Genomic DNA, 26301 nt, shown 5'->3' on the forward strand with positions numbered 1-26301 from the left:
CTCGGGAAGGTACCCGGGACGGACAGCGCCTCACCCTCTGCGCATTTTACGCCCACCCGCTCGGACGGCGGGATGGGACATGCGCAGAGGGTGAGGCGGCGTCGGGTGCGACGGCGGCTCGGGGGCCGTCGTCGCTTTCGAGGCGGCTCAGGCGCCGGCGACGGCGGAGGCGAGCTTGTCCAGGGAGGACTCCAGCTGCTCCTCGCTGACCAGCGGGAAGCCGACCTCGCGGGCGAACTGCGGGTCCACGGCGGACCAGTCGTAGGTCAGGCGCACATCGGTGGAGTCGGAGCCGGTGGACTCCAGCTCCCAGACCCACTCCCAGCCGGGGGGCTCGGTGCCCTCGGGGGCGGTCTTCCAGGAGATCAGCTTGTTCTCGTCGAAGCCGGTCACGTGGTTCTCGGTCTTGTAGTCCCCGCCCATGTGGTCCCCGTGCATGTTCATGCGGAAGACGTCGCCGACCTTCTGGATGCGGTCGGTCTTGTCGTCGGAGACGATGAACCCGGAGCCGTCCAGCTCCTGGTGCCGCTCGGGGTTGGACAGCACGTCGAAGAGGTCCTTCGCCGGGGCGTCGATGGTGCGGGTCACCGTGATCGAGGTCTGGTCGGTCATCTCTTGCTCCTTGGGTGAGGGAACAGCGGTCACCATCCACCCTAGTCGGCGGCCGGGAGCGCGGGGCCGAGTTCGCCCTCAGCCGCAAGACCGCGCGCCTGACCAGCCGCCGACGAGACCGTACAGAGCGGCCGTGGTGCCCAAGGTGGGACTCGAACCCACACGTCCGAAGACACCGCATTTTGAGTGCGGCGCGTCTGCCGATTCCGCCACTTGGGCGCGGAAGGGGGCGTCCGCCGGATCGCTGCCCGGCAGGACGCCCCCACTGTACACGAGCCCGTCGCCCGGGCCGGTGTCACCGCTGGATCACCGCGGGATCAGTCCCGGTACGGCCCCAGCTTCTCGTGCTCCTCGGGCACGGGAGCGCCGTTGTCGTCCAGGTCGCCCACGCGGTGGGCGCGGACCATGTTCGTGGATCCGGCCACGCCCATCGGGGAGCCGGCGGTCATCACGATCATCTCGTCCTTGGTGGCCATGCCCTTGGAGATCAGGTAGCGATCCACCTCGGCGAGCATCTCGTCCGTGGACTGCGCCTTCTGATCCACCACGGCCTGCACGCCCCAGAACAGGGCCATGAACGCGGCCACCTTGGGGTCCGGGGTGAAGGCCAGGATCGGCCTGGACGGACGCAGGCGGCACAGGCGCCGGGCGGAGTCGCCGGACTGGGTGAAGGTGCAGATGAAGTTGACGTCCAGCTGCTGGGCGATGTTCACCGCGGCCAGGGTCACCGCGCCGCCGCGGGTGCGGGGGCTGGAGCCCAGGGCCGGGACGCGGTCCAGGCCGTGGGCCTCGGTGGACTCCACGATCCGCGCCATCGTCTGGATGGTGATGATCGGGTACTGGCCCACGGAGGTCTCCCCGGAGAGCATGACCGCGTCCGCGCCGTCCAGGATCGCGTTGGCGCAGTCGGAGGCCTCCGCGCGGGTCGGCATCGGGTTGGAGATCATGGACTCCAGCACCTGGGTCGCCACGATCACGGGCTTGGCCCAGCGGCGGGCCAGCTCGATCGCGCGCTTCTGGACCAGCGGCACCTCCTCCAGCGGGTACTCCACGCCGAGGTCGCCGCGGGCGACCATGATGCCGTCGAACTTGTCGATGATGTCCTGGAGGTTGTCCACCGCCTGCGGCTTCTCGATCTTGGCGATGACGGGCAGCTTCAGCCCCTCCTCCTCCATGATCTCGTGCACGCGGAGGATGTCGTCCCCGGAGCGGACGAAGGACAGGGCGATGATGTCGACGCCGGTGCGCAGCGCCCAGCGCAGGTCCTTCTCGTCCTTCTCGGTCAGCGCCGGGACGGAGACCGCGGCGTTGGGGATGTTGATGCCCTTGTGGTCGGAGACCTTCCCGCCGATCACGACGCGGGTGGTCACGGTGGTCGCGGAGACCTCGGTGGCCTCCAGGCGGACCTTGCCGTCGTCGATCAGCAGCAGGTCCCCGGGGCGCACGTCCCCGGGCAGGCCCTTGTAGGTGGTCCCGCAGATCTCCTTGGTGCCGGGCACGTCCTCGGCGGTGATCTTGAAGATGTCGCCGGGCTCGAGCATCTCGGAGCCGTTGACGAAGGTCTCCAGGCGGATCTTGGGCCCCTGGATGTCGGCGAGGATCGCGACGTTCTTGTTGAGGTCCTGCGAGGCTCGGCGGACGTTGTTGAAGTTGGCGGTGTGGACATCGTGGTCGCCGTGGCTCATGTTCAGGCGAGCGACGTTCAATCCGGCCGAGATGGCCTCGGAGAGCTTGTCGTAGGAGGACAGTGCCGGACCCAGGGTGCATACGATCTTTGCGCGTCTCATGGCTTCCACTCTAGTTCTCGCAAAGCCACATGAACAGTCATCGGCGCCGGGTGAACCCACTGTGTCCGCGTTCAATCCCACACATTCCCACACGGCGGGTTAGGCTGAGGGAAGATCCGAGAGACCCCAGGAGGAGAACATGTCCGGCGCCCTCGTGCTGTACGGCTCCCGCTACGGCTACACCCGCACCTACGCCCAGTGGATCGCCGAGGACCTCGAGGGCACCGCCCTGGACCTGGCCTCGGCCACCCCGGAGGACGTCGCCGAGGCCGACGCCGTCGTGCTGGGCTTCAGCGACTACGCCGGCAAGCTCACCGACGCCGCCGAGGCCGAGCGCCTGGCACCCCACCTGGACGGGCGGGCCCTGGGCTTCTTCACGGTCTCCTTCTCCGGGACCGTCTCCGCGACCGCCGAGAAGCTGGACGGGCAGCTGGCCAAGAACCTGCCCACCGCCTACGCCCCGCGCCGCGGCACGGTGCCCACCGGACACTTCCGCGGCGGCATCGACTACTCGCGCCTGTCCCGGACCCACCGCACCGCGATGATGGGGGTGCGCACCTTCCTGAAGGCCAAGCCGGACAAGTCCGTCTCCGATCAGCAGATGATCGACTCCTACGGCGGATCCGCGGACTACTCGGACCGGGCCAGCACCGCGGACTTCGTGGCCGCGGTGCGGGCCCAGCGCGGCTGACCCGGACGGAGCGCCCCAGACGGAGAGACCCGGCCGGAGCGACGCCGCGCGGCCCGACGCGGCGGGGGCAGACCCATCGCGTCTGACCCACCGCGCCCAGCCCCCCCCCCGCGCCGTCGGCTCAGAGCAGGTCGATCGGCCGGTCGCTGGGCCGCACCGGCTCCGGCAGCGCCGTCGCACCCAGCAGGTGCCGCTCCACCGCCGCCGCGCAGGCCCGCCCCTCGGCGATGGCCCACACCACCAGGGACTGGCCGCGCCCGGCGTCGCCGCAGGAGAACACCCCGTCCACCGCGGTCATGTACCGCTCATCCCGGGCCACGTTGGTGCGCGAATCCAGCGGCGCCCCCAGCTGCTCGGTGATCGCCTCGGAATCCTGGCCGGTGAAGCCCAGGGCCAGGAACACCAGGTCCGCGGGGATCACGTGCTCGGTGCCCGCCTTGGGCACCCGCTTGCCGTCCTCGCGGTACTCGGTCTCGGCCACCCGGATCCCGGTCAGCTTCCCGTCCTCGCCCACGAACTCCACCGTGGAGGCCAGGTAGTTCCGGCGCCCGCCCTCCTCGTGGGAGCTGGCCACCTCGAAGAGGTTCGGGAACATCGGCCACGGCTCGTGCTCGGCCCGCTCCTCCGGGGGCTTGCGCCCGATCGCCAGGGTCGTCACCGAGGCCGCGCCCTGCCGGTGGGCGGTGCCGATGCAGTCGGCACCGGTGTCCCCGCCGCCCAGGACCACCACGTGCTTGCCGGCCGCGTCGATCGCCTCGGGCACCTCGTCGCCTGCCTGCGCCCGGTTGGAGGCCACCAGGTAGTCCATCGCGAAGTGCACCCCGGAAAGCTCCCGCCCCGGGATCGGCAGATCCCGCGGCTTGGTCGCCCCGGTGGCCACCACCACGGCGTCGTAGCGGCGGCGCAGCTGATCCCAGGTGATGTCCCGGCCGATCTCCACGCCGGGCCGGAACCGGGTGCCCTCGGCCTCCATGACCCGCAGGCGCCGCTCGATGACCTCCTTCTCCAGCTTGAAGTCCGGGATGCCGTAGCGCAGCAGGCCGCCGATGCGGTCCTCCCGCTCGTACACCGCGACGGTGAACCCGGCCTGGGTCAGCTGCTGGGCGGCGGCCAGCCCCGCCGGCCCGGAGCCGACGACGGCGACCGTGCGGTCCACGAGCCGCTCCGGCACCTGCGGGGTGATCACGTGCTCCTCGAACGCGGACTCCCCGATGCTGTATTCCACCTGCTTGATGGTCACCGGCGGCTGGTTGATCCCCAGCACGCAGGAGGCCTCGCAGGGGGCCGGGCAGACCCGCCCGGTGAACTCCGGGAAGTTGTTGGTCGCGTGCATCCGGTCCACGGCCTCGCGGGTCAGCCCCCGCCAGGTGAGGTCGTTCCACTCCGGGATGAGGTTGCCCAGCGGGCAGCCCTGGTGGCAGAAGGGCACGCCGCAGTCCATGCAGCGGGAGGCCTGCTCCTTGAGCACGGCCGAGTCCTGCTCGACCTGCACCTCCTTCCAGTCCCGGATGCGCACCGGGACCGGGCGCTTGGGCCGGTCCTGACGCTGGGTGTGCTTCAGGAAGCCGCGGGGGTCAGCCACGGGCGGTCACCTCCAGGATCTCCTGCCAGACGGCGTCCCCGTCCGGATCCGCGCCGTTCTCCTCGGCGCGCTCGCGGATGCTCCGCACGGCCGCGAAGTCGCGCGGCAGCACACGGGTGAATCGGGCCAGGCTGGCCGGGACGTCGTCGAGCAGGGCGCGGGCGGCCGGGGAGCCGGTCTCCGCCCAGTGCTTCTCCAGCAGCGCGGTGACCACCTGCTCATCCTGCTCGTCCAGTCCGGATAAGGTCAGCTCCCCGGATTCCCGGGCGGCCCTGTTGACGTCCACCGGGTCCAGGTCCAGCACGTAGGCGGTGCCCCCGGACATCCCGGCGCCGAAGTTGCGCCCGGTGGGTCCGATGATCACCGCGGTGCCGCCGGTCATGTACTCGCAGCCGTGGTCCCCGATGCCCTCGGCGACCGCGGTGGCCCCGGAGTTGCGCACCAGGAACCGCTCGCCCACCTGCCCGGAGAGGAACAGCTCCCCGCTGGTGGCGCCGTAGCCGATGACGTTGCCGGCGATCACGTTCTCCTGCGGCAGGTAGCCCTCCTGCCGGTGGGGTCGGACGATGATCCGCCCGCCGGACAGGCCCTTGCCGACGTAGTCGTTGGACTCCCCCGCCAGGCGCAGGGTGATGCCCTGCGGCAGGAACGCGCCCAGGGACTGCCCGGCCTGCCCGGACAGGTTCACGGTGATGGTGTCCGGGTCCAGGAACTCCGGGCCGAAGGTCGCGGTCACCGCGTTGCCGAGCATCGTGCCGACGGCGCGGTCCGTGTTGATCACGGTGTGCTCCAGGGACACGGGCGTGCGCTGCTGAAGGGCGGGGGCGGCCAGGCGGATCAGCTCGGCGTCCAGGTGCTTGTCCAGTTCGTGGTCCTGCCCGCGCAGGTTGCGCACCCCCTGCCCGCCGTACTCCACCGCGGTGGAGCGCAGCACGTTGGTCAGGTCCAGCCCCTCGGCCTTCCAGTGGGCCACGGCCCGCTCGGTGTCCAGCACCTCCGCGTGTCCGATGGCCTCCTGGAGGCTGCGGAATCCCAGGCTCGCCAGGTGCTCGCGGACCTCCTCGGCGATGAACTCGAAGAAGTTCACCACGTGCTCGGCCTTGCCGGTGAAGCGCTCGCGCAGCACCGGGTTCTGGGTGGCCACCCCCACGGGGCAGGTGTCCAGGTGGCACTTGCGCATCATGATGCAGCCCTCCACCACCAGCGGGGCGGTCGCGAAGCCGTACTCCTCGGCCCCCAGCAGGGCCGCGATGACGACGTCGCGTCCGGTCTTCATCTGCCCGTCCGCCTGCACGACCACCCGGTCCCGCAGCCCGTTGAGCATCAGGGTCTGCTGCGCCTCGGCCAGGCCCAGCTCCCACGGCGCCCCGGCGTGCTTCAGGGAGTTCAGCGGGGCGGCCCCCGTGCCGCCGTCGTGCCCGGAGATCAGCACGACGTCGGCCTTGGCCTTGGTCACCCCGGCCGCGACCGTGCCCACCCCGATCTCGGAGACGAGCTTCACGTGCACCCGCGCCTTCGGGTTGGCGCGCTTGAGGTCGTAGATCAGCTGCGCCAGGTCCTCGATGGAGTAGATGTCGTGGTGCGGCGGCGGGGAGATCAGCGAGACCCCGGGGGTCGCGTGCCGGGTGCGGGCCACCCACGGGTAGACCTTCGCGGACATCAGCTGCCCGCCCTCCCCGGGCTTGGCGCCCTGGGCCATCTTGATCTGGATGTCGTCGGCGTGGGTCAGGTACAGGCTGGTCACCCCGAAGCGCCCGGAGGCCACCTGCTTGATGGCCGAGCGCCGCTCGGGGTCCAGCAGCCGCTCCAGGTCCTCCCCGCCCTCGCCGGTGTTGGACTTCGCGCCCAGCCGGTTCATCGCGATGGCCAGGGTCTGGTGGGCCTCCTGGGAGATCGAGCCGTAGGACATCGCCCCGGTGGAGAAGCGCTTGACGATCGAGGAGACCGGCTCCACCTCCTCCAGCGGCACCGGTTCGCGGTCCGGGCGGAAGGCCATCAGCCCGCGCAGGGTCATCAGCCGCTCGGACTGGTCATCCACCCGGCGGGTGTAGGACTTGAAGATGTCGTAGCGGCGGGTGCGGGTCGCGTGCTGCAGCCGGAACACCGTGTGCGGGTCGAACAGGTGCGGGGCGCCGTCCCGGCGCCAGTCGTACTCCCCGCCGGTCTCCAGGGCGCGGAAGGGCACGGAGACGCCGTCGGCGGGGTACGCGCGGGCATGGCGGGCCCGGGTCTCCTCGGCGATGACCTCCAGCCCGGCCCCGCCCAGCTGGGAGTGGGTGCCGGTGAAGTACTCGTCCATCAGGGACTGGGACAGCCCCAGGGCCTCGAAGGTCTGCGCGCCGGTGTAGGAGCTGACCGTGGAGATGCCCATCTTGGACATGATCTTCTGCAGCCCCTTGCCCAGGGCCGTGATGAGGTTGCGCACCGCCTGCTGCGGGCTGACCTCGGTCAGCTCCCCGGTGCGCACCAGGTGCTCCACGGATTCCATGGCCAGGTACGGGTTGACCGCGGAGGCGCCGTAGCCGATCAGGCAGGCCACGTGGTGCACCTCGCGCACGTCCCCGGCCTCCACGACCAGGCCCACCTTGGTGCGGGTGGCCGAGCGCAGCAGGTGGTGGTGCACCGCCGCGGTGAGCAGCAGCGACGGGATGGGGGCCCAGGTGGCCGAGGAGCTGCGGTCGGACAGCACGATGTACTGCACCCCGCGGTGGATCGCCGCGGAGACCTTCTCGCAGATCTCGGTGATCCGGGCGCGCAGGGCGGCGGCACCGCCGGCCGGGTCGTAGAGCCCGCGCACCTTCAGGGCCGTGGACATCCCGTCCTCGTCCTCCAGGTGCACGATCTTGTCCAGCTCATCGTTGTCCAGCACCGGGAACGGCAGCTCCAGGTGGTGGGTCGGGACGTAGCCGTTGCGCAGCAGGTTGCCGTCCGGGCCGATGCTGGTGCCCAGGGAGGTGACCAGCTGCTCGCGGATCGAGTCCAGCGGGGGGTTGGTGACCTGGGCGAAGGACTGCACGAAGTAGTCGAACAGCAGCCGGGGCCGCTCGGCCAGAGCGGCGATCGGGGTGTCGGTGCCCATCGCGTAGATCGGCTCCGCCCCGGTGCGGGCCATCGGCTTGAGGATCTTGTTCAGCTCCTCGTGGGTGTACCCGAAGGTCTGCTGGCGCAGCAGGATCGAGCGCGGGGAGGACTGCTGGTGCTCCCGCTGGGGCAGGGACTCCAGGGTGGTGATGTTCTGCTCGCACCACTGCTTCCAGGGGTTGCGCGCGGCCACCTCCGCCTTGATCTCCTCATCCGGGACGATCCGCCCGGCCTCGGTGTCCACGAGGAACATGGTCCCCGGGGACACTCGGCCCTTGCGCACCACCTTCCGATCCCCGAGCTCGACGACGCCGACCTCCGAGGCGAAGACCACCAGACCGTCCTCGGTGACCCAGTACCGGCCCGGGCGCAGCCCGTTGCGGTCCAGCACCGAGCCGACCAGGGCGCCGTCGGTGAAGGTCACCGCGGCGGGGCCGTCCCACGGCTCCATCAGCGTGGAGTGGTACCGGTAGAAGGCCCGCCGGTCCTCGTCCATGGTCTCGTGGTTCTCCCAAGCCTCGGGGATCATCATCATGATCGCCTCCGGCAGCGAGCGCCCGGAGAGCATCAGCAGCTCGGCGACCTCGTCGAAGGACTGCGAGTCCGAGGCCCCGACGGAGCAGATCGGGAACAGCTCCTCCGGGTTGCGCCCGAGCAGCGGGGACTTCAGCTGGGACTGCCGGGCCCGCATCCAGTTGCGGTTGCCCTTGACGGTGTTGATCTCGCCGTTGTGCGCGATGGTGCGGAAGGGCTGGGCCAGCGGCCAGGAGGGGAAGGTGTTGGTGGAGAACCGGGAGTGCACGATCGCCAGGCGGGTGGTGAACCGCGGATCGGACAGGTCCGGGTAGAACGGCTCCAGCTGGGCGGTGGTGAGCATGCCCTTGTAGGTGATGGTGCGGCTGGAGAAGGAGGAGAAGTACACCCCGAGCTTGTGCTGGGCGCGCTTGCGCACCCGGAAGGCCTTCTGGTCCAGCTGGCGCCGGCGGGCGTCCTCGTCCAGACCCACCACGGGGATGTGCCCGGTGAAGGCCTCCTGGCCGCCGCCCTCGGCGACGAAGATCTGCACGAAGTGCGGCATCACGGCGCGGGAGCTCTTGCCCACCACGGACTCCACGATGGGCACCACCCGGGTGCCCAGCACCCGCAGCCCCTCGGCCTCGGCCAGCTCGGTCAGGGCCTGCAGGTGCTCTTCGGCGCCGATGCCGTCGGTGGGCAGGTAGGCGGTGCCCACCGCGTACTCCCCCAGCGGGGGCAGGGCGAAGTCGGCCTCCGCCCGGAAGAAGGCGTCCGGGATCTGCAGGAGGATCCCCGCGCCGTCGCCGGTGCCCTCGTCCGCGCCCACCGCGCCCCGGTGCTCCAGGGCGCGCAGGGCGATCAGGGCCTGGTCGACGATCTCGTGGGAGCCCTCCCCGCTGAGGGTGGCGATCATCGCCAGCCCGCAGGCGTCCTTCTCCTGGTCGGGGTGGTACAGCCCGGTGTCCCGGGGCGCGGCGGAGAAGGTCTCGAAGGGCGAGCGGGCGCGCTCACCGGTCTGGTCGACGTCGGGCATGGTCGCGGACTCCTCCCGGTCGGGGCCACCGTGGAGTCGGGTGCGCCGACCCGGACCCTCGAGGTGAGATCCTCGGGCGAGGAGGCGGCGGGCCCTGGGGGAACCGGGCCCGCGCGGACGCGCCGGCGCGATCTCTTCCGAACCAGTGTCTCCACGGTGGCCGCGTCGTTGCAGCGTGGACGAGGCTCGTCCGCTCGTATCCCGTCCGGCCGGATGCGGCGGCGGGGAGGGTCGAGTGGGCCGTGCGGCGCCGGTGGGGCGCACTGGACGACCGATTCTCCTCAGGTGATGTGATGCAAAACTACCGCGGGTCCCCGGCGTTCTCCAAAGTGTGACCCTGCGTTCCAGCATCCGGACGCTCCTCCGAGTCCCGGGGACGGCGCCCGAACACCCCCAGCATGATCAGCCCGAGGACCACCAGCAGCCCGGCGGTCCACACGTGGATGCGCAGCCCCAGCAGCTCCTGGGAGTGGTCGATGCGCAGGAACAGCTCGATCATCAGCCGACCGAAGCCGTAGTAGGCCACGTAGGCCCAGAAGGTCTGGCCCAGCTTCAGCAGCCCGCGGCGGGAGATCCACAGCAGCAGCAGCGCCCCGAGCACGTCCCAGAGGGATTCGTAGAGGAACGTCGGGTGGAACAGGGTGCCCGGCGGGTACTGGTGCGGGAAGTTGTAGCTGGTGGGGTCGATCTCCAGGCCCCACGGCAGGGTCGTCGGCTTGCCGAACAGCTCCTGGTTGAACCAGTTGCCCCAGCGGCCGATGCCCTGGGCCAGCAGGATCCCGGGGGCCGCGGCGTCGGCGAACTTGGTCAGGGACAGCCCCAGGCGCCGGCAGGCGATCCAGGCGCCCAGCGCCCCGCAGGAGATCGCCCCCATGATGCCGATGCCGCCCTCCCAGATCTTCAGGGCATCCCACGGGTTCCGGCCGGGCCCGAAGTAGTCCTCGGGCGCGGTGATCAGCACGTGGTACAGCCGGGCCCCGACCAGCCCGAGGGGGATCGCGACGTAGGCGATGTCCCAGAGGGTGTCCGGGTCCTCCCCTGCCGCGGCCCAGCGCCGGGAGGTCAGCCACAGGCACACGACGATGCCCAGCAGGATGCACAGCGCGTAGGCGTGGATCGTCAGCGGGCCGAGGTGGAAGGCGCTCCAGGACGGCGACGGGATGGCCGCCAGCACGGCGAGCGGGCTCACAGGCGGGACTCCCCGGACGGGACCCGCGGATCCCGCGGAGCGGTGCTGGGGGCGGGCTCGGCCGCGTCGTCCCCGGAGGGCTCGCGCCCGGCCAGCTGCCGGGTCAGCGCCCCGACGGCCTCGGGGCCACCCTCGCCCAGGGCCCGCACCAGGGCGGTGCCGACGATGACGCCGTCGGCGTAGGCCCCGATCTGCTCGACGTGCTCCCGACGCGAGACGCCCAGGCCCACGCACACCGCGGGCGCCCCGGCGGCGCGCAGGTCCGCCACGAGCTTCTCGGCGGCGTCGGAGACCTTCTCCCTGGCCCCGGTCACGCCCATCACCGAGACAGCGTAGACGAAGCCGCTGGAGGCCCGGGAGATCATCTCCAGGCGCTGGGCGGTGGAAGAGGGAGCGGCCAGGAAGATCCGGTCCAGCCCGTGCGCGGCACTGGCCGCGAACCACTGCTCGGCCTCCTCCGGGACCAGGTCCGGGGTGATGATCCCCGCTCCCCCGGCCTCGGTCAGCTCCCGGGCGAAGCGGTCCACGCCGCGGCGCAGCACCGGGTTGATGTAGGTCATCACCACGACGACGGCGTCCGTGGCCGCGGTGATCTCCCGGACCGCGCGGAACAGCTCGTCCACCCGGAAGCCGCGGGCCAGGGCCATCGCGGTGGCCTCCTGGATCACGGGCCCGTCCATGACGGGGTCCGAGTACGGCACGCCGAGTTCGATGATGTCCGCCCCGGATCGGCCCAGCTCGATGGCCGCGGCGATGGACTCCTCCGTGCTGGGGTAGCCCACGGGCAGGTACCCGATGAGGGCGGGTCGGCCCTGCTCGCGGCAGGCCGCCAGGCGCTCGGCCAGCCGGGAGTGCTCGGGGGCCGGCGGGAACTCGGTGGGCAGCCGGATCCCGCGGGGTGCGGCCTGCTCTGCCCCTTCCGGTGCGGCCTCGGCGCGGCGGGCTGCGGTCGGGTCGGTGCTCATCGCTGCATCCCTTCGGCGGTGTCCTCGTGCTGGTCGGTGGGCAGCTGCTCGACGGCCTGCGGGTCCGCGGCGTGCACGGCGTCGGTCTGGGTCTGCGTGCCCGCCCCGTGCAGCTGGGAGCTGGGCTCGGCCTCGCCCAGCCCGAACCAGCGCACCGCGGTGTCCATGTCCTTGTCCCCGCGTCCGGACAGGCACACGACCATGACCTTCTCCCGCGCCGCCTCCGGGTCCTCGGCCTTCCACTGCTCGATCACCCGCAGCGCCCCGGCCAGGGCGTGGGCGGATTCCACCGCGGGGATGATGCCCTCGGTGCAGCACAGCAGGCGCAGGGCGTCCATGGCCTCGGTGTCCGTGACCGGCTGGTAGGAGACCCGCCCGATGTCGGCCAGGTGCGCGTGCTCCGGGCCCACCCCCGGGTAGTCCAGGCCCGCGGAGATGGAGTGGGACTCGATGGTCTGCCCGTCCTCGTCCTGCATCAGGTACGTCATCGCCCCGTGCAGCATCCCCGGGCGCCCCAGGGTGATGGTCGCGGCGTGGCGACCGGTCTCCACCCCGTCTCCGCCGGCCTCGAAGCCGTACAGGTCCACGGGGTCATCCAGGAAGGCGTGGAAGATGCCGATCGCGTTGGAGCCGCCGCCCACGCAGGCCGCGACGGCGTCGGGCAGGGCGCCGGTGGCCTCGCGCACCTGGGCGCGGGCCTCGGTGCCGATCGCGTCGTGGAAGTACCGGACCATGGCCGGGAACGGGTGGGCGCCGGCGGCGGTGCCCAGCAGGTAGTGGGTCGTGTCCACATGGGCCACCCAGTCCCGCAGGGCCTCGTTGATCGCGTCCTTCAGGGTGCGCGAGCCGGTCTGCACCGCGACCACCCGGGCCCCGAGCAGCTGCATGCGCGCCACGTTCAGGGCCTGGCGCCGGGTGTCCTCCTCGCCCATGTAGATCACGCACTCCATGCCGAAGTACGCCGCTGCGGTCGCCGTGGCCACGCCGTGCTGGCCGGCGCCGGTCTCCGCGATGAGGCGGGTCTTGCCCATGCGCCGGGCCAGCAGGGCCTGACCCATGACGTTGTTGATCTTGTGGGAGCCGGTGTGGTTCAGGTCCTCGCGCTTGAGGAATATCCGGGCGCCGGCCCGTTCGCTGAGGCGTGCGGCCTCGGTGAGCAGGGAGGGGCGGTTGGAGTACTCGCGGGAGAGTCGCTGGAACTCCTCGGCGAAGGCCGGATCCGCCTTGGCCTTCTCGAAGGTCTCCTCCAGCTCGTCCATCGCCCGGATCAGCGATTCGGCCATCCACCGGCCGCCGTAGCGCCCGAAGTACGGCCCCGGGGCATCGCGCAGGGAGTGCGCGCCCGCGGAGCCGTCGGGGCGGTCCCCGGCGAGGAAGGCCTCGGCCAGCCCGGCATCCCCGGCGTCCCGGGCTCCGGGGTCCTGGGGGGTTGCCGTGCTGGCGCCGTCGCGCGGCTGCTCGCTCATGCCCGCTCCTCCTCGATGCTCTCCAGCCGGGCCGCGCGGGCCCGGCGTCCGTGGTTGCGGAACTCGGAGACGGCCTCGCGCGGGTCCTCGGTGCGCACCAGCGCCTCCCCCACCAGCACGACGTCGGCCCCGGCCGCGGCGTAGTCGGCGACCACCTCGGGGCCGGTCACCCCGGATTCGGCGACGATCAGGCGCCCCTCGGGGATCCGATCCGCCAGGGTCGCGAAGTGCGCAGGGTCGGTCTCCAGGGTCTTGAGGTTGCGGGTGTTGATCCCGATGATCTTCGCCCCGGTGGCCACGGCCCGGTCCACCTCCTCCTCGGTGTGGGCCTCCACGATCGCGTTCATGCCCAGCCGGTGGGTCAGCTCCAGGTACTCGCGCAGCTGTTCGTCATCCAGGATCGCCGCGATCAGCAGCACCAGGTCCGCGCCGTGGGCGCGAGCCTCCCAGATCATGTACGGGTCGATGACGAAGTCCTTGCGCAGCAGCGGGATGGAGACCTCCGCGCGCACCGCGTCCAGGTCCGCCAGGCGACCCTGGAAACGGCGGGACTCGGTGAGCACCGAGATCGCCGCAGCCCCGCCGGCCTCGTACTCGTGGGCCAGACGAGCCGGCTCCGGGATCTCGGCCAGGGCCCCCTTGGAGGGGCTGGCCCGCTTGACCTCCGCGATGATCTCGACGGTGGCGACGCCGGCGCCGCGCAGGGCGGCCAGGGCGTCGCGGGTCGGGGAGACGGAGGCGACCTTCTTGGCCAGCTCCTCGAGGCTGATCTCGGCCCGGCGGGCCTCCAGGTCCTCGCGGACTCCGGCGATGATCTCGTCCAGGACTGTCATGGGGGTGGTGCGTCGCTTTCGGATCGGGTGCGGGGAACGGTGGGGAAGCCGTTAAGCCGACAGCGCCCCTCTGGAGCCCCGGGCGCCGTGGTGGCGCGGGGTCAGGGGGCGCTGCGGTGGGAAGACGATGGGGCTAGTCCTCGGCGGAGCGGGCCCGGGCGAGGGTGTGCTTGCCGTCCTTGCCGTAGCCCAGGGCCTTGAGCACGGCGGAGCCGCCCAGGCCCACGATCATGATGCCGAAGCCCACGCACATGCCCACCAGGTGGAAGGTGTCGAAGGCGACGGTGGCCACGATCAGCCCGATCGTGGTGACGATGACCAGGAACCAGGCGGCCACGGTGCTGCCGTGGCCCTCCACCGGCTCGGAGACCAGAACGTCGGGGTTGTCATAGGTCACGGGAAGTGCTCCTTCTGCACCCAGGGTGCGATGCGTATGCTCCGACTCAGTCTAGTGCATGCCGGTTCAGGCGGTGGGATCCTCGCCGCGGCTGAGCCGATCCCAGGCGTCGATGTCCCGCGCGTGCGGGGCCTGCTCGGGCGCCGGCGCCGTCTCCCGGGTCGCCGCGGCCCGCTGCTCCGGGCGTTCGAAGCGGCGCCCGGCCCCGCGCCAGGAGCGGGAGGCCCGCCACAGGACCACGGCCATGACGACGATGCCCACGGCGAAGACCAGGCACACCCACGGCCAGGGGTGCACCGTGTAATCCCCGCCCGCTCCGACCGCGCCGGTGCGCTGCCCGACGCTGGAGCGGGCGGCGCCCTCCGGGTCCAGGGGCACGCTCAGCGCCGCGAGCGCCGTGCCGATCCCGGCCAAGGCGATGACGGCGCAGATCACCGTGCGCAGCACGGGCCCGGCGATGCGCACCGTGAGCACCCCGGCCAGCGCGACCAGGGCGAGTGCGGAGACCGCGGGGGCCGCGGTGGTGCCGGGCACGTTGATGTCCTGGCGCTGGGCCAGCACGGTGTCCACCTGGGCGGTGACCCAGGTCGGCAGGGTCGCCGCGAAGGCCAGGGCCGGGACCAGGAGGTTGAGCAGGATTAGGCGGCCCGCCCCGCGGGTCCGGGGGGTCCGGGAGTCCTCCTCCCCCTCGATCGTGGGGGCCGGGGTCCGTGCTGCGCTCACGAGGCCGCCCCGTCCCGGGCGCTATCGACCGCGTCGGCCTTGGGGCCCGCCCCGTCGGCGTCGGCGTCCAGGGGCGTGAGGTCCCGGGCCGCGAGCACCGCCCGCAGCGGGGCGGCGGATTTCGCGACGGTCTCCGCGGCCTCGGATTCCAGCACGGAGTCGGCGACGATCCCGGCCCCGGCCTGCACCCAGGCGCGGCCCTTGCGCAGCACCGCGGTGCGGATGGCGATGGCCATGTCCATGTTCCCGGCGAAGTCGAAGTAGCCGACCACCCCGCCGTAGACCCCGCGCCGGTGCGGTTCGTACTCGTCGATGATCTGCAGGGCCCGGGGTTTGGGCGCCCCGGAGAGGGTGCCAGCCGGGAAGGTCGCGCGCAGCACATCGTAGGCCGTGGCCTCCTCCGCCATCTGCGCCTCCACGGTGGAGGAGATGTGCATGATGTGGCTGAACCGCTCGATGTCCATGAACTGGGTGACCGCCACCGTGCCGGGCCGGGCGATGCGGGAGAGGTCGTTGCGGGCCAGATCCACGAGCATGAGGTGCTCGGAGCGCTCCTTCTCGTCGGCCAGCAGCTCCTCGGCCAGCGCCAGATCCTCGGTGCGGTCGGCACCCCGGGGGCGGGACCCGGCGATGGGGTGGGTGGTGGCGGTGCGGCCGTGAACCGTGACCAGCGCCTCCGGGGAGGAGCCGACGATGTGGAAGGGCTCGGCGGCCTCGTCCTGCCCGGCGAAGGTGTACAGGTACATGTACGGGGAGGGGTTGGTGCGGCGCAGCGTCCGGTAGACCTCCAGCGGGGAGGCCTCGCACGGGGCCTCGAAGCGGCGGGAGAGGACCACCTGGAAGATCTCCCCGTCCCGGATGTCGTGCTTGGCCTGCACGATCGCGTTGAGGAACTGCTGGCGCTCCCAGCTCTCCTCGACGTCCTCGGCCAGGCCCCGCTCGGGTGCGGCGGCATCCGGCGGCACGGAGACGGTGGTCTGCGGCAGGGGCCGGGAGAGGTCGGCGAGCATCGCGTGCACGCGGGCGACGGCGTCGTCGTAGGCCCCGTCCACGCGGGCGTCCGTGCCGTCCCAGTTCACGGCGTTGGCCACCAGGGTCACGGTGCCGTCCCGGTGGTCGTGCACGGCGAGGTCCGAGACGAGATTCAGGGCGAACTCCGGCAGGCGCAGATCATCGGCCGGCGGGTGCGGCAGGTGCTCCCAGTGGCGCACCGCATCCCAGCCGAGGTAGCCGACCAGCCCGGAGGTCAGCGGCGGCACGTCCTCGAAGGGCTCGGTGTGCAGGATGCGCAGGGTCTCCCGGATGGCCTCGACCGGGTCTCCGCCCTGCGGGGCGCCGGCGGGGGCGGTGCCCTGCCAGTGCGCGGCCCCGTCCTTGGCGGTCAGGGTGGCGCGGGAGCGCACGCCGACGAAGGACCAGCGGGACCAGGAGGCGGATTCGTTCGCGGATTCCAGGAGGAAGGTGCCGGGTCCGGGCTCGCCGTCCCGGGCCACCAGGGCCCGGTACAGGCCGATGGGGGTCATCGCGTCGGCGACCACGGTGGCGCGCACGGGGATGACCCGGCGGGTGCGGGCCAGCTCCCGGAACTCCTCGCGGGTGGGTCGGATCTCGGGGGTGCGGGTCATGGCCGGTCCTCCTTCGGCGGCTGACGGTCGGCGGCGGGTGCCGCGGGCTCTGCGGGTGCGGGCTGCTCCGGCGCGGGCTCGGCGGGGGTCTGCTGCGGGTCGCCGACGACGGCGGGCAGCGGGTCGGCGTCGAAGCAGGTGCGGGTGCCGGTGTGGCAGGCGGCGCCGATCTGCTCCACGCGCACCAGCAGAGCGTCGCCGTCGCAGTCCAGGGCCACGGAGCGGACGTACTGGCAGTGCCCCGAGGTGTCCCCCTTGCGCCAGTAGGACTGGCGGGAGCGGGACCAGAAGGTGACCCGCCCGGTGGTCAGGGTGCGGCGCAGGGCCTCGGGGTCCATCCAGGCGAGCATGAGGACCTCGCCGGTGTCGTGCTGCTGGATGATCGCGGCCACCAGGCCCTGTGGGTCCAGCTTCAGCCGCTCGCGGATCGTGGGGTCCAGGTCAGGCTCCGGCGCGGTGTCCTGCGCGGGCTGCTGAGCGAGGGTCTCGGGGGTGTTCATCACCCGGCCACTGTACCCGCCCCGCTCCCCCGCCCACCGTGGCGCGGGTTTCGGCGTGGGGCTGACCGGTGCAGGGCCCGGGCCTACCATGGGGAGATGACGATGATCACCGACGTGCGCACCAACCTCGCCGCCGTGCTCGAGGCCGCCGGGCCGGATCGACCCACCCTGTGCGAGGGCTGGCGGACCAGCGACCTGCTGGCCCACCTGCTGCTGCGCGAGACCCGCCCGGATGTCGCGGCCGGAATCGTGCTGCCGCCGCTGGCTTCGCGCACCGAGCGGCTGACCCGACGGCTCGGACAGCGTCTGGCTTCTCCGGAGGAGTACGCGCAGGGGCTGCGCCGCTTCGCGGAGGCGCGCACCCCGGCGCGGGCGATCGGGCGGGTGGATGCGGGGATGAACACCATCGAGTACCTGGTGCACCGCGAGGATGTGGTGCGCGGGCAGGAGGCGGGGCGGGCCGAGCTGGCCGCCCTGACCCCGTTCCGTTCCGACGAGCAGGAGCTGATCTGGGGGAAGCTCGGCGGAGTCGGCCTGATCTCGGCCCTGCGCCACCCGGGCGGGCTGCGCCTGGTCGGCACGGACGCCGACGGCGAGCCGGTGTTCGGCGAGCGCGTGCTGCGCCGCCCGGCGCGCGAGTCCCTGCCGGGTCGGGCGGTGCAGGCGGTGGTGCGCGCCCCGGAGAAGGAGCCCGTGACGGTCACCGGCCGGCCCCTGGAGCTGCTGCTGCACCTGTTCGGCCGCAAGGCCGACGTCGAGCTGAGCTGATCCCGGCGGGGTGGGGATCAGCGGACCTCGTGCCCCGCGGCCCGCAGGGCGTCCTTGACCTCGGCGATCGCGTTCTCCGGGCCGAAGTGGAACACCGAGGCCGCCAGTACCGCGTCGGCCCCGGCGTCCACGGCCGGCGGGAAGTCCGCGGGCTTGCCGGCTCCGCCGGAGGCGATCAGCGGCACGTCCACGACGGCGCGCACCGCGCGGATCATCTCCAGGTCGAAGCCGTCCCGGGTGCCGTCGGCGTCCATCGAGTTCAGCAGGATCTCCCCGGCCCCGCGGGAGGCACCCTCCCGGGCCCAGTCCACCGCGTCGATGCCGGTCAGGCGCCGCCCGCCGTGGGTGGTGATCTCGAAGCCCGAGGCCGTGTTCCCGGTGCGCTTGGCGTCCGCCGAGAGCACCAGCACCTGATTGCCGAAGCGGCGGGCGATCTCATCGATGATCTCGGGTTCGCGCACGGCCGCGGAGTTCACGGAGCACTTATCCGCCCCGGCCCGCAGCAGCCGATCCACGTCCGCCACGCCCCGGACTCCCCCGCCGACGGTCAGCGGGATGAACACCTGCTCGGCGGTGCGTCCGACGACCTCCCAGGTGGTCTCCCGGTTCCCGGAGGAGGCGGTCACATCCAGGAAGGTCAGCTCATCGGCCCCGGCCCGGTGGTAGCGGGCGGCCAGCTCCACGGGGTCCCCGGCGTCCACCAGGCCCTCGAAGTTCACTCCCTTGACCACCCGCCCGGCGTCCACGTCCAGGCAGGGGATCACACGCACGGCCAGCCCCATCGGCTTCCTCCTCCTGTTCCGGTGTGTGCGGTGCGGCGTCCGGTCAAAGCCGGGCCGCGGCGATCGGGGAGACGAGGATGGCCCGCGCCCCGACCTCGTAGAGCCCGTCCATGATCCGGTTGGTCATGTTCTTGGGCACCATGGCCCGCACCGCGTACCAGCCCTCCCGCTGCAGCGGGGAGACGGTGGGCGCCTCCAGCCCGGGGGTCTGGGCGGTGGCGGCCTGCAGGTGCTCCTCGGCGACGTCGTAGTCCATCAGCACGTACTGCCGGGCCACCAGGACCCCGCGCAGCCGCCGGGAGAGCACCTGCAGGGCGTCCGTGTCCGGGGTGCCCGGGCGGCGGATCAGCACGGCCTCGGAGCGCATCACGGGATCGCCGAAGGGCTCCAGTCCGGCCGCGCGCATGGTGTTGCCGGTCTCCACGACGTCGGCGATCGCATCGGCCACGCCCAGCCGGATCGAGGACTCGATGGCCCCGTCCAGGCGCACCACCTCGGCCTCGATGCCGCGGGCCGTGAGGTGGTCGGTGACCAGCTTCTGGTAGCTGGTCGCGATGCGCTGACCCGCGAGGTCCTCCACGCTGGCGAAGGCCCCGCGGGGCCCGGCGAAGCGGAAGGTGGAGCGGGCGAAGTCCAGGGGCAGGGTCTCCTCCGCCCCGCCCGGGGAGTCCATCAGCAGGTCCCGCCCGGTGATCCCGACGTCCAGGGTCCCGGAGCCGACATACACGGCGATGTCCCGGGGCCGCAGGTAGAAGAACTCGACGTCGTTGGCCTCATCGGCGAGCACCAGCTCGCGGGAGTCCCGACGCTGGAGGTACCCGGCTTCGGTGAGCATGGTCTGGGCGGCCTGGGAGAGGGAGCCCTTGTTGGGCACGGCGATGCGCAGCATCCGTGGGGTGTCCTTCCGGGAGGGGCGGGATCAGAGGTAGCGGTAGACGTCGGCGGGGCTCAGCCCGCGCGCGATGAGCATGACCTGCAGATGGTAGATCAGCTGGGAGGCCTCCTCGGCCAGCTCCGCATCGGACTGGTACTCGGCGGCCAGCCACACCTCGGCGGCCTCCTCGACGATCTTCTTCCCGATGCCGTGCACCCCGGAGTCCAGCTCGGCGACGGTGCGGGAGCCCTCGGGGCGGGTGGCGGCCTTCTCGGCCAGTTCGGCGTAGAGCGTCTCGAAATCCTTCACGGTCCCCCAGCCTACCGGCCCGCGCACCGGGTGCGCGGGCCGCAGGCTGAAGCGTCTCACCCATCGGGCGGGGCCGGGACCCCTCCGGAGGGGCTGCGAGGGATCCGGGCGGGCTCAGTCCAGGTCGGCCAGGACCAGGGCGGTGCGCACCGCGGCGTCGGCGGCCTCCGCGCCCTTGTCCTCCCGGGAGCCCTCCAGCCCGGCCCGGTCCCGGGCCTGCTCCTCGTCATCGCAGGTCAGCAGGCCGAAGCCCACGGGGGTTCCGGTCTCCAGGGCCACCCGGGTCAGCCCGTCCGTGGCCGCGGAGCAGACGTAGTCGAAGTGCGGGGTGCCGCCGCGGATGACCACCCCCAGGGCGACGACGGCGTCGTGGGTGCGGGCCAGCCGGGCGGCGACCACCGACAGCTCGAAGGAGCCGGGCACCCGGACCACGGTGGGCTCGGGGACTCCGGCCTCGGCCAGGGTGCGGCGGGCCCCGGCCAGCAGGCCGCCCATGACCTCCTCGTGCCAGCTGGCCGCGACGATCCCGACGCGCAGGGTGCGCGCGCGGGGATCTCTCGGGGTGTTCGGGTCGCGTCGGGGTGCTCCGTGTCCGCTCATCGGGGTGTCCTCTCGGTCGTCATGGTCAGGTCCAGCAGGTGGCCCATGCGCTCCTTCTTGGTGCGCAGGTAGCGGGCGCTGTGCTCCTGCGGGGGGATCTCATCCGGCACCAGCTCGCGCACCGGGATGCCGGCGGCGCGCAGCCCGTCGGCCTTGGCGGGGTTGTTGGTCACCAGCCGGATCCCGGTGTGCAGGCCCAGGGCCCGCAGGATCGCGGCGGCCTCCTCCCAGGTGCGGGCATCGGCCGGGTGGCCCAGGGCCAGGTTGGCCTCCACGGTGTCCAGGCCCGCGTCCTGCAGGGCGTAGGCCCGCAGCTTCTCCCCCAGGCCGATGCCGCGGCCCTCATGCCCGCGCAGGTAGACCAGGGTGCCGCCGCGTGCGGCGAGCATCGCCAGCCCCTGGCGCAGCTGGGGTCCGCAGTCGCAGCGCAGCGAGCCCAGCACGTCCCCGGTCAGGCACTCCGAGTGCAGGCGCACCAGCGGGGCGCCCGGGCCAGTGCGGGGTGTGCCGTCCGGGTGCACGGCGGTGGCGGACAGGTGCTCCACCCCGCCCGCCCCGGGCCAGGCGCGCACCGCGAACAGTCCGTGCTCGGTGGGCACCAGCACCGGCTCGGGCGCGGGAGGCGCGGTCGGGGCGGCGTCGAGGTGGGCGATCAGCTGCTCGATGGAGATCATCGGCAGTCCGTGCTCATCGGCGAAGGCCCGCAGGTCCGGGCTGCGGCGCATCGAGCCGTCCTCGTGCACCACCTCGGCGATCGCTGCGACCTCGGGCAGCCCGGCCAGGCGCATCAGCTCCACCGCGGCCTCGGTATGCCCGGGACGGTCCCGGACCCCGCCGTCCACGGCCCGCAGCGGCAGCACGTGCCCCGGGCGGGTGAGGTCCGCGGGGGTGCTCGCGGGGTCGGCGAGCACCCGCAGGGTGCGGGTCCGGTCCGCGGCGCTGATCCCGGTGGTGATCCCGGCGGCGGCGTCGCAGGTGACAGTGTAGGCGGTGCCCTTGGGGTCTTCGTTGCGCGCGAGCATCGGCGGCAGCCCCAGGGCGTCGGCCCTCGCGGTACTCATCGGGGCGCAGACCACCCCGGAGGTGTGCCGGATCATGAAGCCCAGCCCCGCCGCATCCAGGGTCGCGGCCGCCCCGATCAGGTCGCCCTCGTTCTCCCGGTCCTCATCGTCCACCACGACGACGAGCCCGCCGGTGCGCAGGGCGGACAGGGCCTCCTGGACCCGGTCCAGGCGCACCGGCTCGGCGGCGGCGTCGGGGTCGATCGCCGCGGGGGCGCGGTGCGGTGCGGCGGCCGACCCCGAGGCGACGGGGCGGTCCGGTGCGTCCGCCGCGGGGGTGTCGTCCTCGGGGGCGCTGTCGGCTCCCAGCAGCGCCCGCTCGAACTCCCGCGAGCGCAGCAGGTACTTGGCCACGGCGTCGGTCTCCAGGTTCACCGCATCCCCGATGCGCACGCTCCCGAGGGTCGTGGCGGTGCGGGTCGCGGGGATCAGGCCGACCTCGAACCAGGCGGGGGTGGTGCCGGCGGGGCTGGTGCGGGTCACGGTCAGGGAGACCCCGGCGACGGCGATCGAGCCCTTCTCCGCCAGCTGCGGGGCCAGACGCTCGGGGATGCCGATGCGCAGCACGGTCCAGGCGGGGTGCTCGGTGATCGCCATGACGCTCCCGGTGCCGTCCACGTGGCCCTGCACGATGTGCCCGTCGAAGCGCCCGCCGGCCGGCAGGCAGCGTTCCAGGTTGACCGCATCTCCCGGGGCGAGGCGGCCGATGGTGGTGCGCTGCAGCGTCTCGCCCATGACGTCGGCGAGGAAGACGCCCTCGCCGGCTTCGGGGTCGGGCACGGCGGTCAGGCACACGCCGTCCACGGCCAGGGAGCCGCCGTGCGGCAGGTCGCGGATGAGGTCTCCGGCGCGGAGGCGCAGCCGGGCGGCGTCGCCGGTGCGCTCCAGGGTCTCGACGGTGCCGAGATGGTCGATGATTCCGGTGAACATGGGGTCCTCTCCGGCGCGTCGTCGGCGGCGCGCCCGTTCTCGAGGGGTGGGGGTCTCAGGTGGGTGAGGGGTGGTCAGGGCGCGGGCCGGGGCTGAGGTTCGCAGCGGGTGAGCACGTCGGGGCCGAGGATCTCGACGCCGCGCGCGGCGTCGGAGATGCCGGGTCCGGTGCGGTCGGTGCGCCAGCGCAGGGCCTCGCCCAGCCCGCCCACGCCCAGCGGGCCGATGGCGGGGGCGCCTTCCCCGAGGAGCAGGGGCGCGCGGTACCACCACAGCTCGTCCACGAGGTCCGCGGCGAGGAAGGCGGTGAGCAGGGTGGGCCCGCCTTCCAGCAGCACGTGCTCGACGCCGCGCTCGCGCAGCCGCCGCAGGGCCTCGACCGGGTCGCGGGTGTCCAGGCGCAGGGCTCCGCCGTCGCGGGTGAGGGCGGCGGTGTCCGGCAGGGTGCGGCGTCCCATGACCGCCCGCAGCGGCTGATGCGCCAGGGACGCGCCCGTCTCGTCCCGGGCAGTGAGCCGGGGGTCATCGGCCAGGGCGGTGCCGGTGCCCACCAGCACCGCGTCCACCCGGGCGCGCAGCCGGTGGGCGTGGGCGCGGGCCTCGGGCCCGGTGATCCACCGGCTGGTCCCATCGGCCGCGGCGACGAAGCCGTCGGCGGTGCTCGCGGTCTTGGCGGTCACGAAGGGACGGTCCTCGGCGCGGGCGCGGGTCCAGCGGTGGTTCAGCTCCCGCGCCTGCTCGGGCAGCACCCCGGTGATCACCTCGACGCCGGCCGCACACAGGCGGGCCGCTCCCCCGGCGCCGTCCCCGGTGGGATCCGGGGCGCCGATGATCACCCGGGTGACACCGGCGGCGAGGATCGCCTCGGTGCACGGGCCGGTGCGCCCGGTGTGATCGCACGGCTCCAGCGTCACGCACAGGGTCGCCCCGCGCGGGTCGGTTCCGGCGCGCCGAGCCGCGGCCAGCGCGTCCGGCTCGGCGTGGGCGGTGCCGGCCCCGCGGTGGTGGCCCACAGCCAGCACGGTGCCGTCCCGATCCGCGAGCACCGCCCCGACCAGCGGATTGGCCCCACGAGGTCCGCGGGCGGCCTCGGCCAGGGCGAGGCCCATCAGCCGCTCCTCCGCGCTCGACCCGGACGATCGCCCGCTCCCGGCACGGGCGTTCGGTGCCGGGCTCATCGGCGCTCGGTGGAGGACTCGGCGGGGGTCTCGGCTGCGCCGCCGGCCACCTCCACGGTGGGGTCCGGGAAGCGGGTCTCAACTCGCACCCGGTCTGCACGACGTCGGGTGCGCCACCAGACGAAGAAGCCGGTGAGGGTGAAGCAGCCGTAGAAGAGGTACATCAGCCCGGAGGCGTAGTACCCGGCGGAGAACAGCAGGGGCACCCCGACCACGTCCACGGCCACCCAGATCAGCCAGAACTCCACCCAGCCGCGGGCCATGCCCCAGGTGGCCAGCAGGGAGCCGACGAAGATCCAGGCGTCGGACCAGACCGGCTCGTAGGAGCCCAGGGCCCGGAACACCGGGGTCAGGGCGGCGGTGCCGCCGAAGAGCAGGACCACCAGCAGCACCCGCTCCCGGGTGCTGGCCCAGCGCGGGGTGACGGCGGCGCCGTCCTGCCCGCGGGCTGCCCGCCACTGCCACCAGCCATAGACGGAGACGATGATGAACATGACCTGGCGCCCGGCCTGGCCGAGGATGTTCACGGGATTCGGGGAGCCGAACACGGCGCCGAGGAACACCGTGAACAGCAGCAGGTTGCCGATGATGCCCACCGGCCAGGCCCAGACCTTCCGGCGCATGCCGCCCAGGGCCGAGGCCAGGCCGAAGAGGTTGCCGATCACTTCGCGCCACAGGATGAACCCACCGCCGATGGTGAGCTGGGCGTCGAAGAGCCACCGCAGGAAGTCCATGTTCTCTCCTTCTCGAGGACCGCGGAGGCCCCGGGGAGAACACACGCGCGCCGAGCTGGCGGGTCTTGCGCCGGGTGCGTCGGCGGACGCCCCTGGACGGGACGACGGCGACACCCCGCGCGCACCCCGTTCAACGGGTCGCGGTGGGCTCGTGCACCTTCATCCAGACTGTGACTGTCGGTTCCGGAATTCCACCGGATCGGTCGGGATGGCCCCTGATCTCAGGGCCGTCCCGGTTCGCGGACTCTACCGCCGGTTCGGAGTTTCACCGACCCCCGGAGCACGATTGCGCCACCCACTATGCCACACCCTCCCGAAAGGCGTGCCGCAGGCCACGATGCGGCATCATCCGCGGACACCCGAGGAAACAATCCGTCGCACCGCACCGTTGCACCCAAGAGACCGCCACCTCACCGTCGATCCCGAGGAGCATCCATGAGCCATCACCCCGCCGAGTCCGCCCGCAAAGCCGCCGCCGACCACCAGGATTCCCAGGAGCACCCCGACGCCCAGCCGGTGCGCGTGGGCATCACCGGGGCCACGGGACTGATCGGCGGCGGGGTCTCCCGCCTGCTGCAGGAGCGCGGGATCCCCCACCGCCTGCTGGTGCGCCGCCCCGAGGCCGTGCGGCAGCGGGTGGAGGACTCCGAGGGTCTGCTGGAGGCCGCCCGCGGGGACTTCGCCGACCCGGCAGGTCTGCGCGAGGCCATGACCGGGCTGGACACCGTGTTCATGGTCTCGATCACCGAGGCCGCGCACCGGGACGAGCAGCAGATCGACGCCGTCGCGGCCGCCTCCGCCGCCGGGGTGCGCCACCTGGTCTACCTGTCCTTCGCCCACCCGGGCCCGGAGGCCACCTTCACCTTCGCCCGCACCCACGGGATCACCGAGGCCGCGATCCGGGCCACCGGCATGCGCCACACGTTCCTGCGGGACAACTTCTACCTGGATGTGTTCGAGGACTTCGCCGGGCAGGACCGGGTGATCCGGGGGCCCGCCGGGACCGGGCGGGTCGCGGCGGTGGCCCGCACGGACGTCATCGACGCCGCCGCCGCGGTGCTCGCCGATCCGGGCGCCCACGAGGACCGCGCCTACACGCTCACCGGCCCGGAGGCGCTGACCATGACCGAGGCGGCCCGGATCATGTCCGAGGCCACGGGTGAGGACTACCGGTTTCAGGATGAGACCCTCGAGCAGGCCCGGGCCTCCCGCGCCGGATACGGAGCCCCGGAGTGGGAGCTGGAGGCCTGGATCTCCACCTACACCGCGATCGCCGCGGGTGAGCTCGCGGAGGTCACCGACGACGTCGAACGGCTCACTGGGCATCCCCCGCTGAGCCTGGAGCAGGTCATGAGCGGGCGGCGGATCGCCTGAGCGCTGCGATGGCCTCCGCCGGATCCTGCGCGCCGTAGACCGCGGAGCCGGCGACGAACACGTCCGCCCCGGCCTCGGCGGCCCGCGCGATGGTCTCCTCCGTGATCCCGCCGTCCACCTGCAGGGCCACCGGAACCTGCGAGCCGAGCAGGGCCTGCGCCGCCCGGCGGATCTTCGGCAGGGTCACCTCCAGGAAGGCCTGCCCGCCGAAGCCCGGCTCCACGGTCATCACCAGCAGCAGGTCCAGCTCCCCGCCGGCCAGCAGATCCAGGTACGGCTCCACCGGCGTGGCCGGTCGCAGGGCCATCCCGGCCTGCGCCCCGTTCGAACGCAGCTGCCGGGCCAGCTTGATCGGGGCGATCGCGGCCTCGGCGTGGAAGGTCACGGACTCGCAGCCGATCTCCGCGTAGCGCGGGGCCCAGCGGTCCGCGTCCTCGATCATCAGGTGCGCGTCGAAGGGCACCGGGGAGACCTCCCGCAGCCGCTGCACCACCGGCGGACCCCACGTGAGGTTCGGGACGAAGTGGTTGTCCATGACGTCGATGTGCGCGGCGTCGGCGGTGGAGATCGCGGCCAGCTCCTCACCCAGCCGGGCGAAGTCCGCGGAGAGGATGGAGGGGTGGATGCGCAGGTGGGTCACGGCGGGTGCTCCTCGGGTCGTCGATGCCCGGCCCATTCTTCCAGGTCGGGC

The 26301-nt window shown here is 72.7% G+C and carries 22 protein-coding genes, 1 tRNA gene, 1 pseudogene and 1 riboswitch; of the genes and pseudogenes, 3 read left to right on the plus strand and 21 right to left on the minus strand.

The window, feature by feature from the left end; all coding sequences use genetic code 11:
* Positions 1 to 147: 147 nt before the first annotated feature.
* The 3 genes from KKR01S_RS05055 to pyk form a co-directional block, all read right to left on the minus strand.
* A complete protein-coding gene (locus tag KKR01S_RS05055) occupies positions 148 to 612 on the minus strand; it encodes an SRPBCC family protein (RefSeq protein WP_061225456.1) in 465 nt (154 codons plus the stop codon).
* Positions 613 to 746: 134 nt separating this feature from the next.
* Positions 747 to 831 (minus strand) — tRNA-Leu (locus KKR01S_RS05060).
* A gap of 98 nt (positions 832 to 929) precedes the next feature.
* Positions 930 to 2399, minus strand: coding sequence for a pyruvate kinase (pyk, locus tag KKR01S_RS05065; RefSeq protein ID WP_061225457.1), 1470 nt, complete (start codon positions 2397 to 2399; stop codon positions 930 to 932).
* A 139-nt stretch (positions 2400 to 2538) separates the two neighbouring features.
* Here pyk and KKR01S_RS05070 point away from each other — a divergent pair, with 139 nt between their 5' ends.
* Complete coding sequence (locus KKR01S_RS05070; protein ID WP_061225458.1) at positions 2539 to 3090, plus strand: flavodoxin domain-containing protein; 552 nt, start codon at positions 2539 to 2541, stop codon at positions 3088 to 3090.
* Between the two features lie 121 nt (positions 3091 to 3211).
* Here KKR01S_RS05070 and KKR01S_RS05075 read toward each other — a convergent pair whose 3' ends face one another.
* The 10 genes and pseudogenes from KKR01S_RS05075 to hisI all read right to left on the minus strand — a co-directional run.
* Positions 3212 to 4672: a glutamate synthase subunit beta gene (locus KKR01S_RS05075; RefSeq protein ID WP_061225459.1), complete on the minus strand. Its 1461-nt coding sequence runs from the start codon at positions 4670 to 4672 to the stop codon at positions 3212 to 3214.
* Complete coding sequence (gltB, locus tag KKR01S_RS05080) at positions 4665 to 9302, minus strand: glutamate synthase large subunit (RefSeq protein ID WP_061225460.1); 4638 nt, start codon at positions 9300 to 9302, stop codon at positions 4665 to 4667. The genes KKR01S_RS05075 and gltB overlap by 8 nt, the downstream gene beginning before the upstream one ends.
* Positions 9303 to 9603: 301 nt before the next feature.
* Complete coding sequence (lgt, locus tag KKR01S_RS05085) at positions 9604 to 10491, minus strand: prolipoprotein diacylglyceryl transferase (RefSeq protein WP_058731319.1); 888 nt, start codon at positions 10489 to 10491, stop codon at positions 9604 to 9606.
* Positions 10488 to 11456: a tryptophan synthase subunit alpha gene (gene trpA, locus KKR01S_RS05090; RefSeq protein WP_081046122.1), complete on the minus strand. Its 969-nt coding sequence runs from the start codon at positions 11454 to 11456 to the stop codon at positions 10488 to 10490. Before trpA ends, lgt begins: the two co-directional genes overlap by 4 nt.
* The gene (gene trpB / locus KKR01S_RS05095; RefSeq protein WP_081101576.1) at positions 11453 to 12922 is read right to left on the minus strand and encodes a tryptophan synthase subunit beta; all 1470 of its coding nucleotides are present in this window, start codon (positions 12920 to 12922) and stop codon (positions 11453 to 11455) included. Before trpB ends, trpA begins: the two co-directional genes overlap by 4 nt.
* Positions 12919 to 13755 carry an indole-3-glycerol phosphate synthase TrpC gene (gene trpC, locus KKR01S_RS05100; RefSeq protein ID WP_058731320.1) on the minus strand — a complete coding sequence of 279 codons (837 nt, stop codon included), beginning with the start codon at positions 13753 to 13755 and terminating at the stop codon, positions 12919 to 12921. The genes trpB and trpC overlap by 4 nt, the downstream gene beginning before the upstream one ends.
* Positions 13756 to 13888: 133 nt before the next feature.
* Complete coding sequence (locus KKR01S_RS05105) at positions 13889 to 14152, minus strand: HGxxPAAW family protein (protein WP_061225461.1); 264 nt, start codon at positions 14150 to 14152, stop codon at positions 13889 to 13891.
* Positions 14153 to 14218: 66 nt separating this feature from the next.
* Positions 14219 to 14875, minus strand: a complete 657-nt coding sequence (locus KKR01S_RS05110; RefSeq protein WP_061225462.1) for a Trp biosynthesis-associated membrane protein — start codon at positions 14873 to 14875, stop codon at positions 14219 to 14221.
* Positions 14872 to 16500 (minus strand): anthranilate synthase component I, encoded by a 1629-nt coding sequence (locus tag KKR01S_RS05115; RefSeq protein ID WP_061225463.1) that lies wholly within the window; start codon positions 16498 to 16500, stop codon positions 14872 to 14874. Before KKR01S_RS05115 ends, KKR01S_RS05110 begins: the two co-directional genes overlap by 4 nt.
* A gap of 98 nt (positions 16501 to 16598) precedes the next feature.
* Positions 16599 to 17000: pseudogene (hisI, locus tag KKR01S_RS05120) on the minus strand (phosphoribosyl-AMP cyclohydrolase); the annotation flags it as partial.
* A 96-nt stretch (positions 17001 to 17096) separates the two neighbouring features.
* On the opposite strand from hisI, the gene KKR01S_RS05125 reads away from it, so the two are divergent.
* Positions 17097 to 17768 carry a maleylpyruvate isomerase family mycothiol-dependent enzyme gene (locus tag KKR01S_RS05125; protein ID WP_081046119.1) on the plus strand — a complete coding sequence of 224 codons (672 nt, stop codon included), beginning with the start codon at positions 17097 to 17099 and terminating at the stop codon, positions 17766 to 17768.
* 17 nt (positions 17769 to 17785) lie between these two features.
* On the opposite strand, the gene hisF is transcribed toward KKR01S_RS05125, so the two are convergent.
* The 7 genes from hisF to pnuC form a co-directional block, all read right to left on the minus strand.
* Positions 17786 to 18550 carry an imidazole glycerol phosphate synthase subunit HisF gene (hisF, locus tag KKR01S_RS05130; protein ID WP_061225464.1) on the minus strand — a complete coding sequence of 255 codons (765 nt, stop codon included), beginning with the start codon at positions 18548 to 18550 and terminating at the stop codon, positions 17786 to 17788.
* Positions 18551 to 18593: 43 nt separating this feature from the next.
* Complete coding sequence (gene hisG / locus KKR01S_RS05135) at positions 18594 to 19439, minus strand: ATP phosphoribosyltransferase (protein WP_058730305.1); 846 nt, start codon at positions 19437 to 19439, stop codon at positions 18594 to 18596.
* 30 nt (positions 19440 to 19469) lie between these two features.
* Complete coding sequence (locus KKR01S_RS05140; protein WP_058730306.1) at positions 19470 to 19733, minus strand: phosphoribosyl-ATP diphosphatase; 264 nt, start codon at positions 19731 to 19733, stop codon at positions 19470 to 19472.
* 114 nt (positions 19734 to 19847) lie between these two features.
* Complete coding sequence (gene ribH, locus KKR01S_RS05145) at positions 19848 to 20333, minus strand: 6,7-dimethyl-8-ribityllumazine synthase (protein WP_058730307.1); 486 nt, start codon at positions 20331 to 20333, stop codon at positions 19848 to 19850.
* Positions 20330 to 22324: a 3,4-dihydroxy-2-butanone-4-phosphate synthase gene (gene ribB, locus KKR01S_RS11540; protein ID WP_081101578.1), complete on the minus strand. Its 1995-nt coding sequence runs from the start codon at positions 22322 to 22324 to the stop codon at positions 20330 to 20332. The genes ribH and ribB overlap by 4 nt, the downstream gene beginning before the upstream one ends.
* A gap of 74 nt (positions 22325 to 22398) precedes the next feature.
* Positions 22399 to 23502: a bifunctional diaminohydroxyphosphoribosylaminopyrimidine deaminase/5-amino-6-(5-phosphoribosylamino)uracil reductase RibD gene (gene ribD, locus KKR01S_RS05155; RefSeq protein WP_280513754.1), complete on the minus strand. Its 1104-nt coding sequence runs from the start codon at positions 23500 to 23502 to the stop codon at positions 22399 to 22401.
* Positions 23499 to 24236 carry a nicotinamide riboside transporter PnuC gene (pnuC, locus tag KKR01S_RS05160; protein ID WP_058730309.1) on the minus strand — a complete coding sequence of 246 codons (738 nt, stop codon included), beginning with the start codon at positions 24234 to 24236 and terminating at the stop codon, positions 23499 to 23501. The genes ribD and pnuC overlap by 4 nt, the downstream gene beginning before the upstream one ends.
* A 148-nt stretch (positions 24237 to 24384) precedes the next feature.
* A riboswitch (FMN riboswitch) is annotated at positions 24385 to 24523 on the minus strand.
* A 148-nt stretch (positions 24524 to 24671) separates the two neighbouring features.
* Between pnuC and KKR01S_RS05165 the strand changes: the two genes are divergently transcribed.
* Positions 24672 to 25610 (plus strand): SDR family oxidoreductase, encoded by a 939-nt coding sequence (locus KKR01S_RS05165; RefSeq protein WP_081046117.1) that lies wholly within the window; start codon positions 24672 to 24674, stop codon positions 25608 to 25610.
* Here KKR01S_RS05165 and rpe read toward each other — a convergent pair.
* Positions 25585 to 26286, minus strand: a complete 702-nt coding sequence (gene rpe / locus KKR01S_RS05170) for a ribulose-phosphate 3-epimerase (protein ID WP_058730310.1) — start codon at positions 26284 to 26286, stop codon at positions 25585 to 25587. The two genes, KKR01S_RS05165 and rpe, sit on opposite strands and share 26 nt — an antisense overlap.
* Positions 26287 to 26301 lie beyond the last annotated feature (15 nt).

This window comes from Rothia kristinae NBRC 15354, assembly GCF_001570865.1.
GTDB classification, from domain to species: domain Bacteria; phylum Actinomycetota; class Actinomycetes; order Actinomycetales; family Micrococcaceae; genus Rothia; species Rothia kristinae.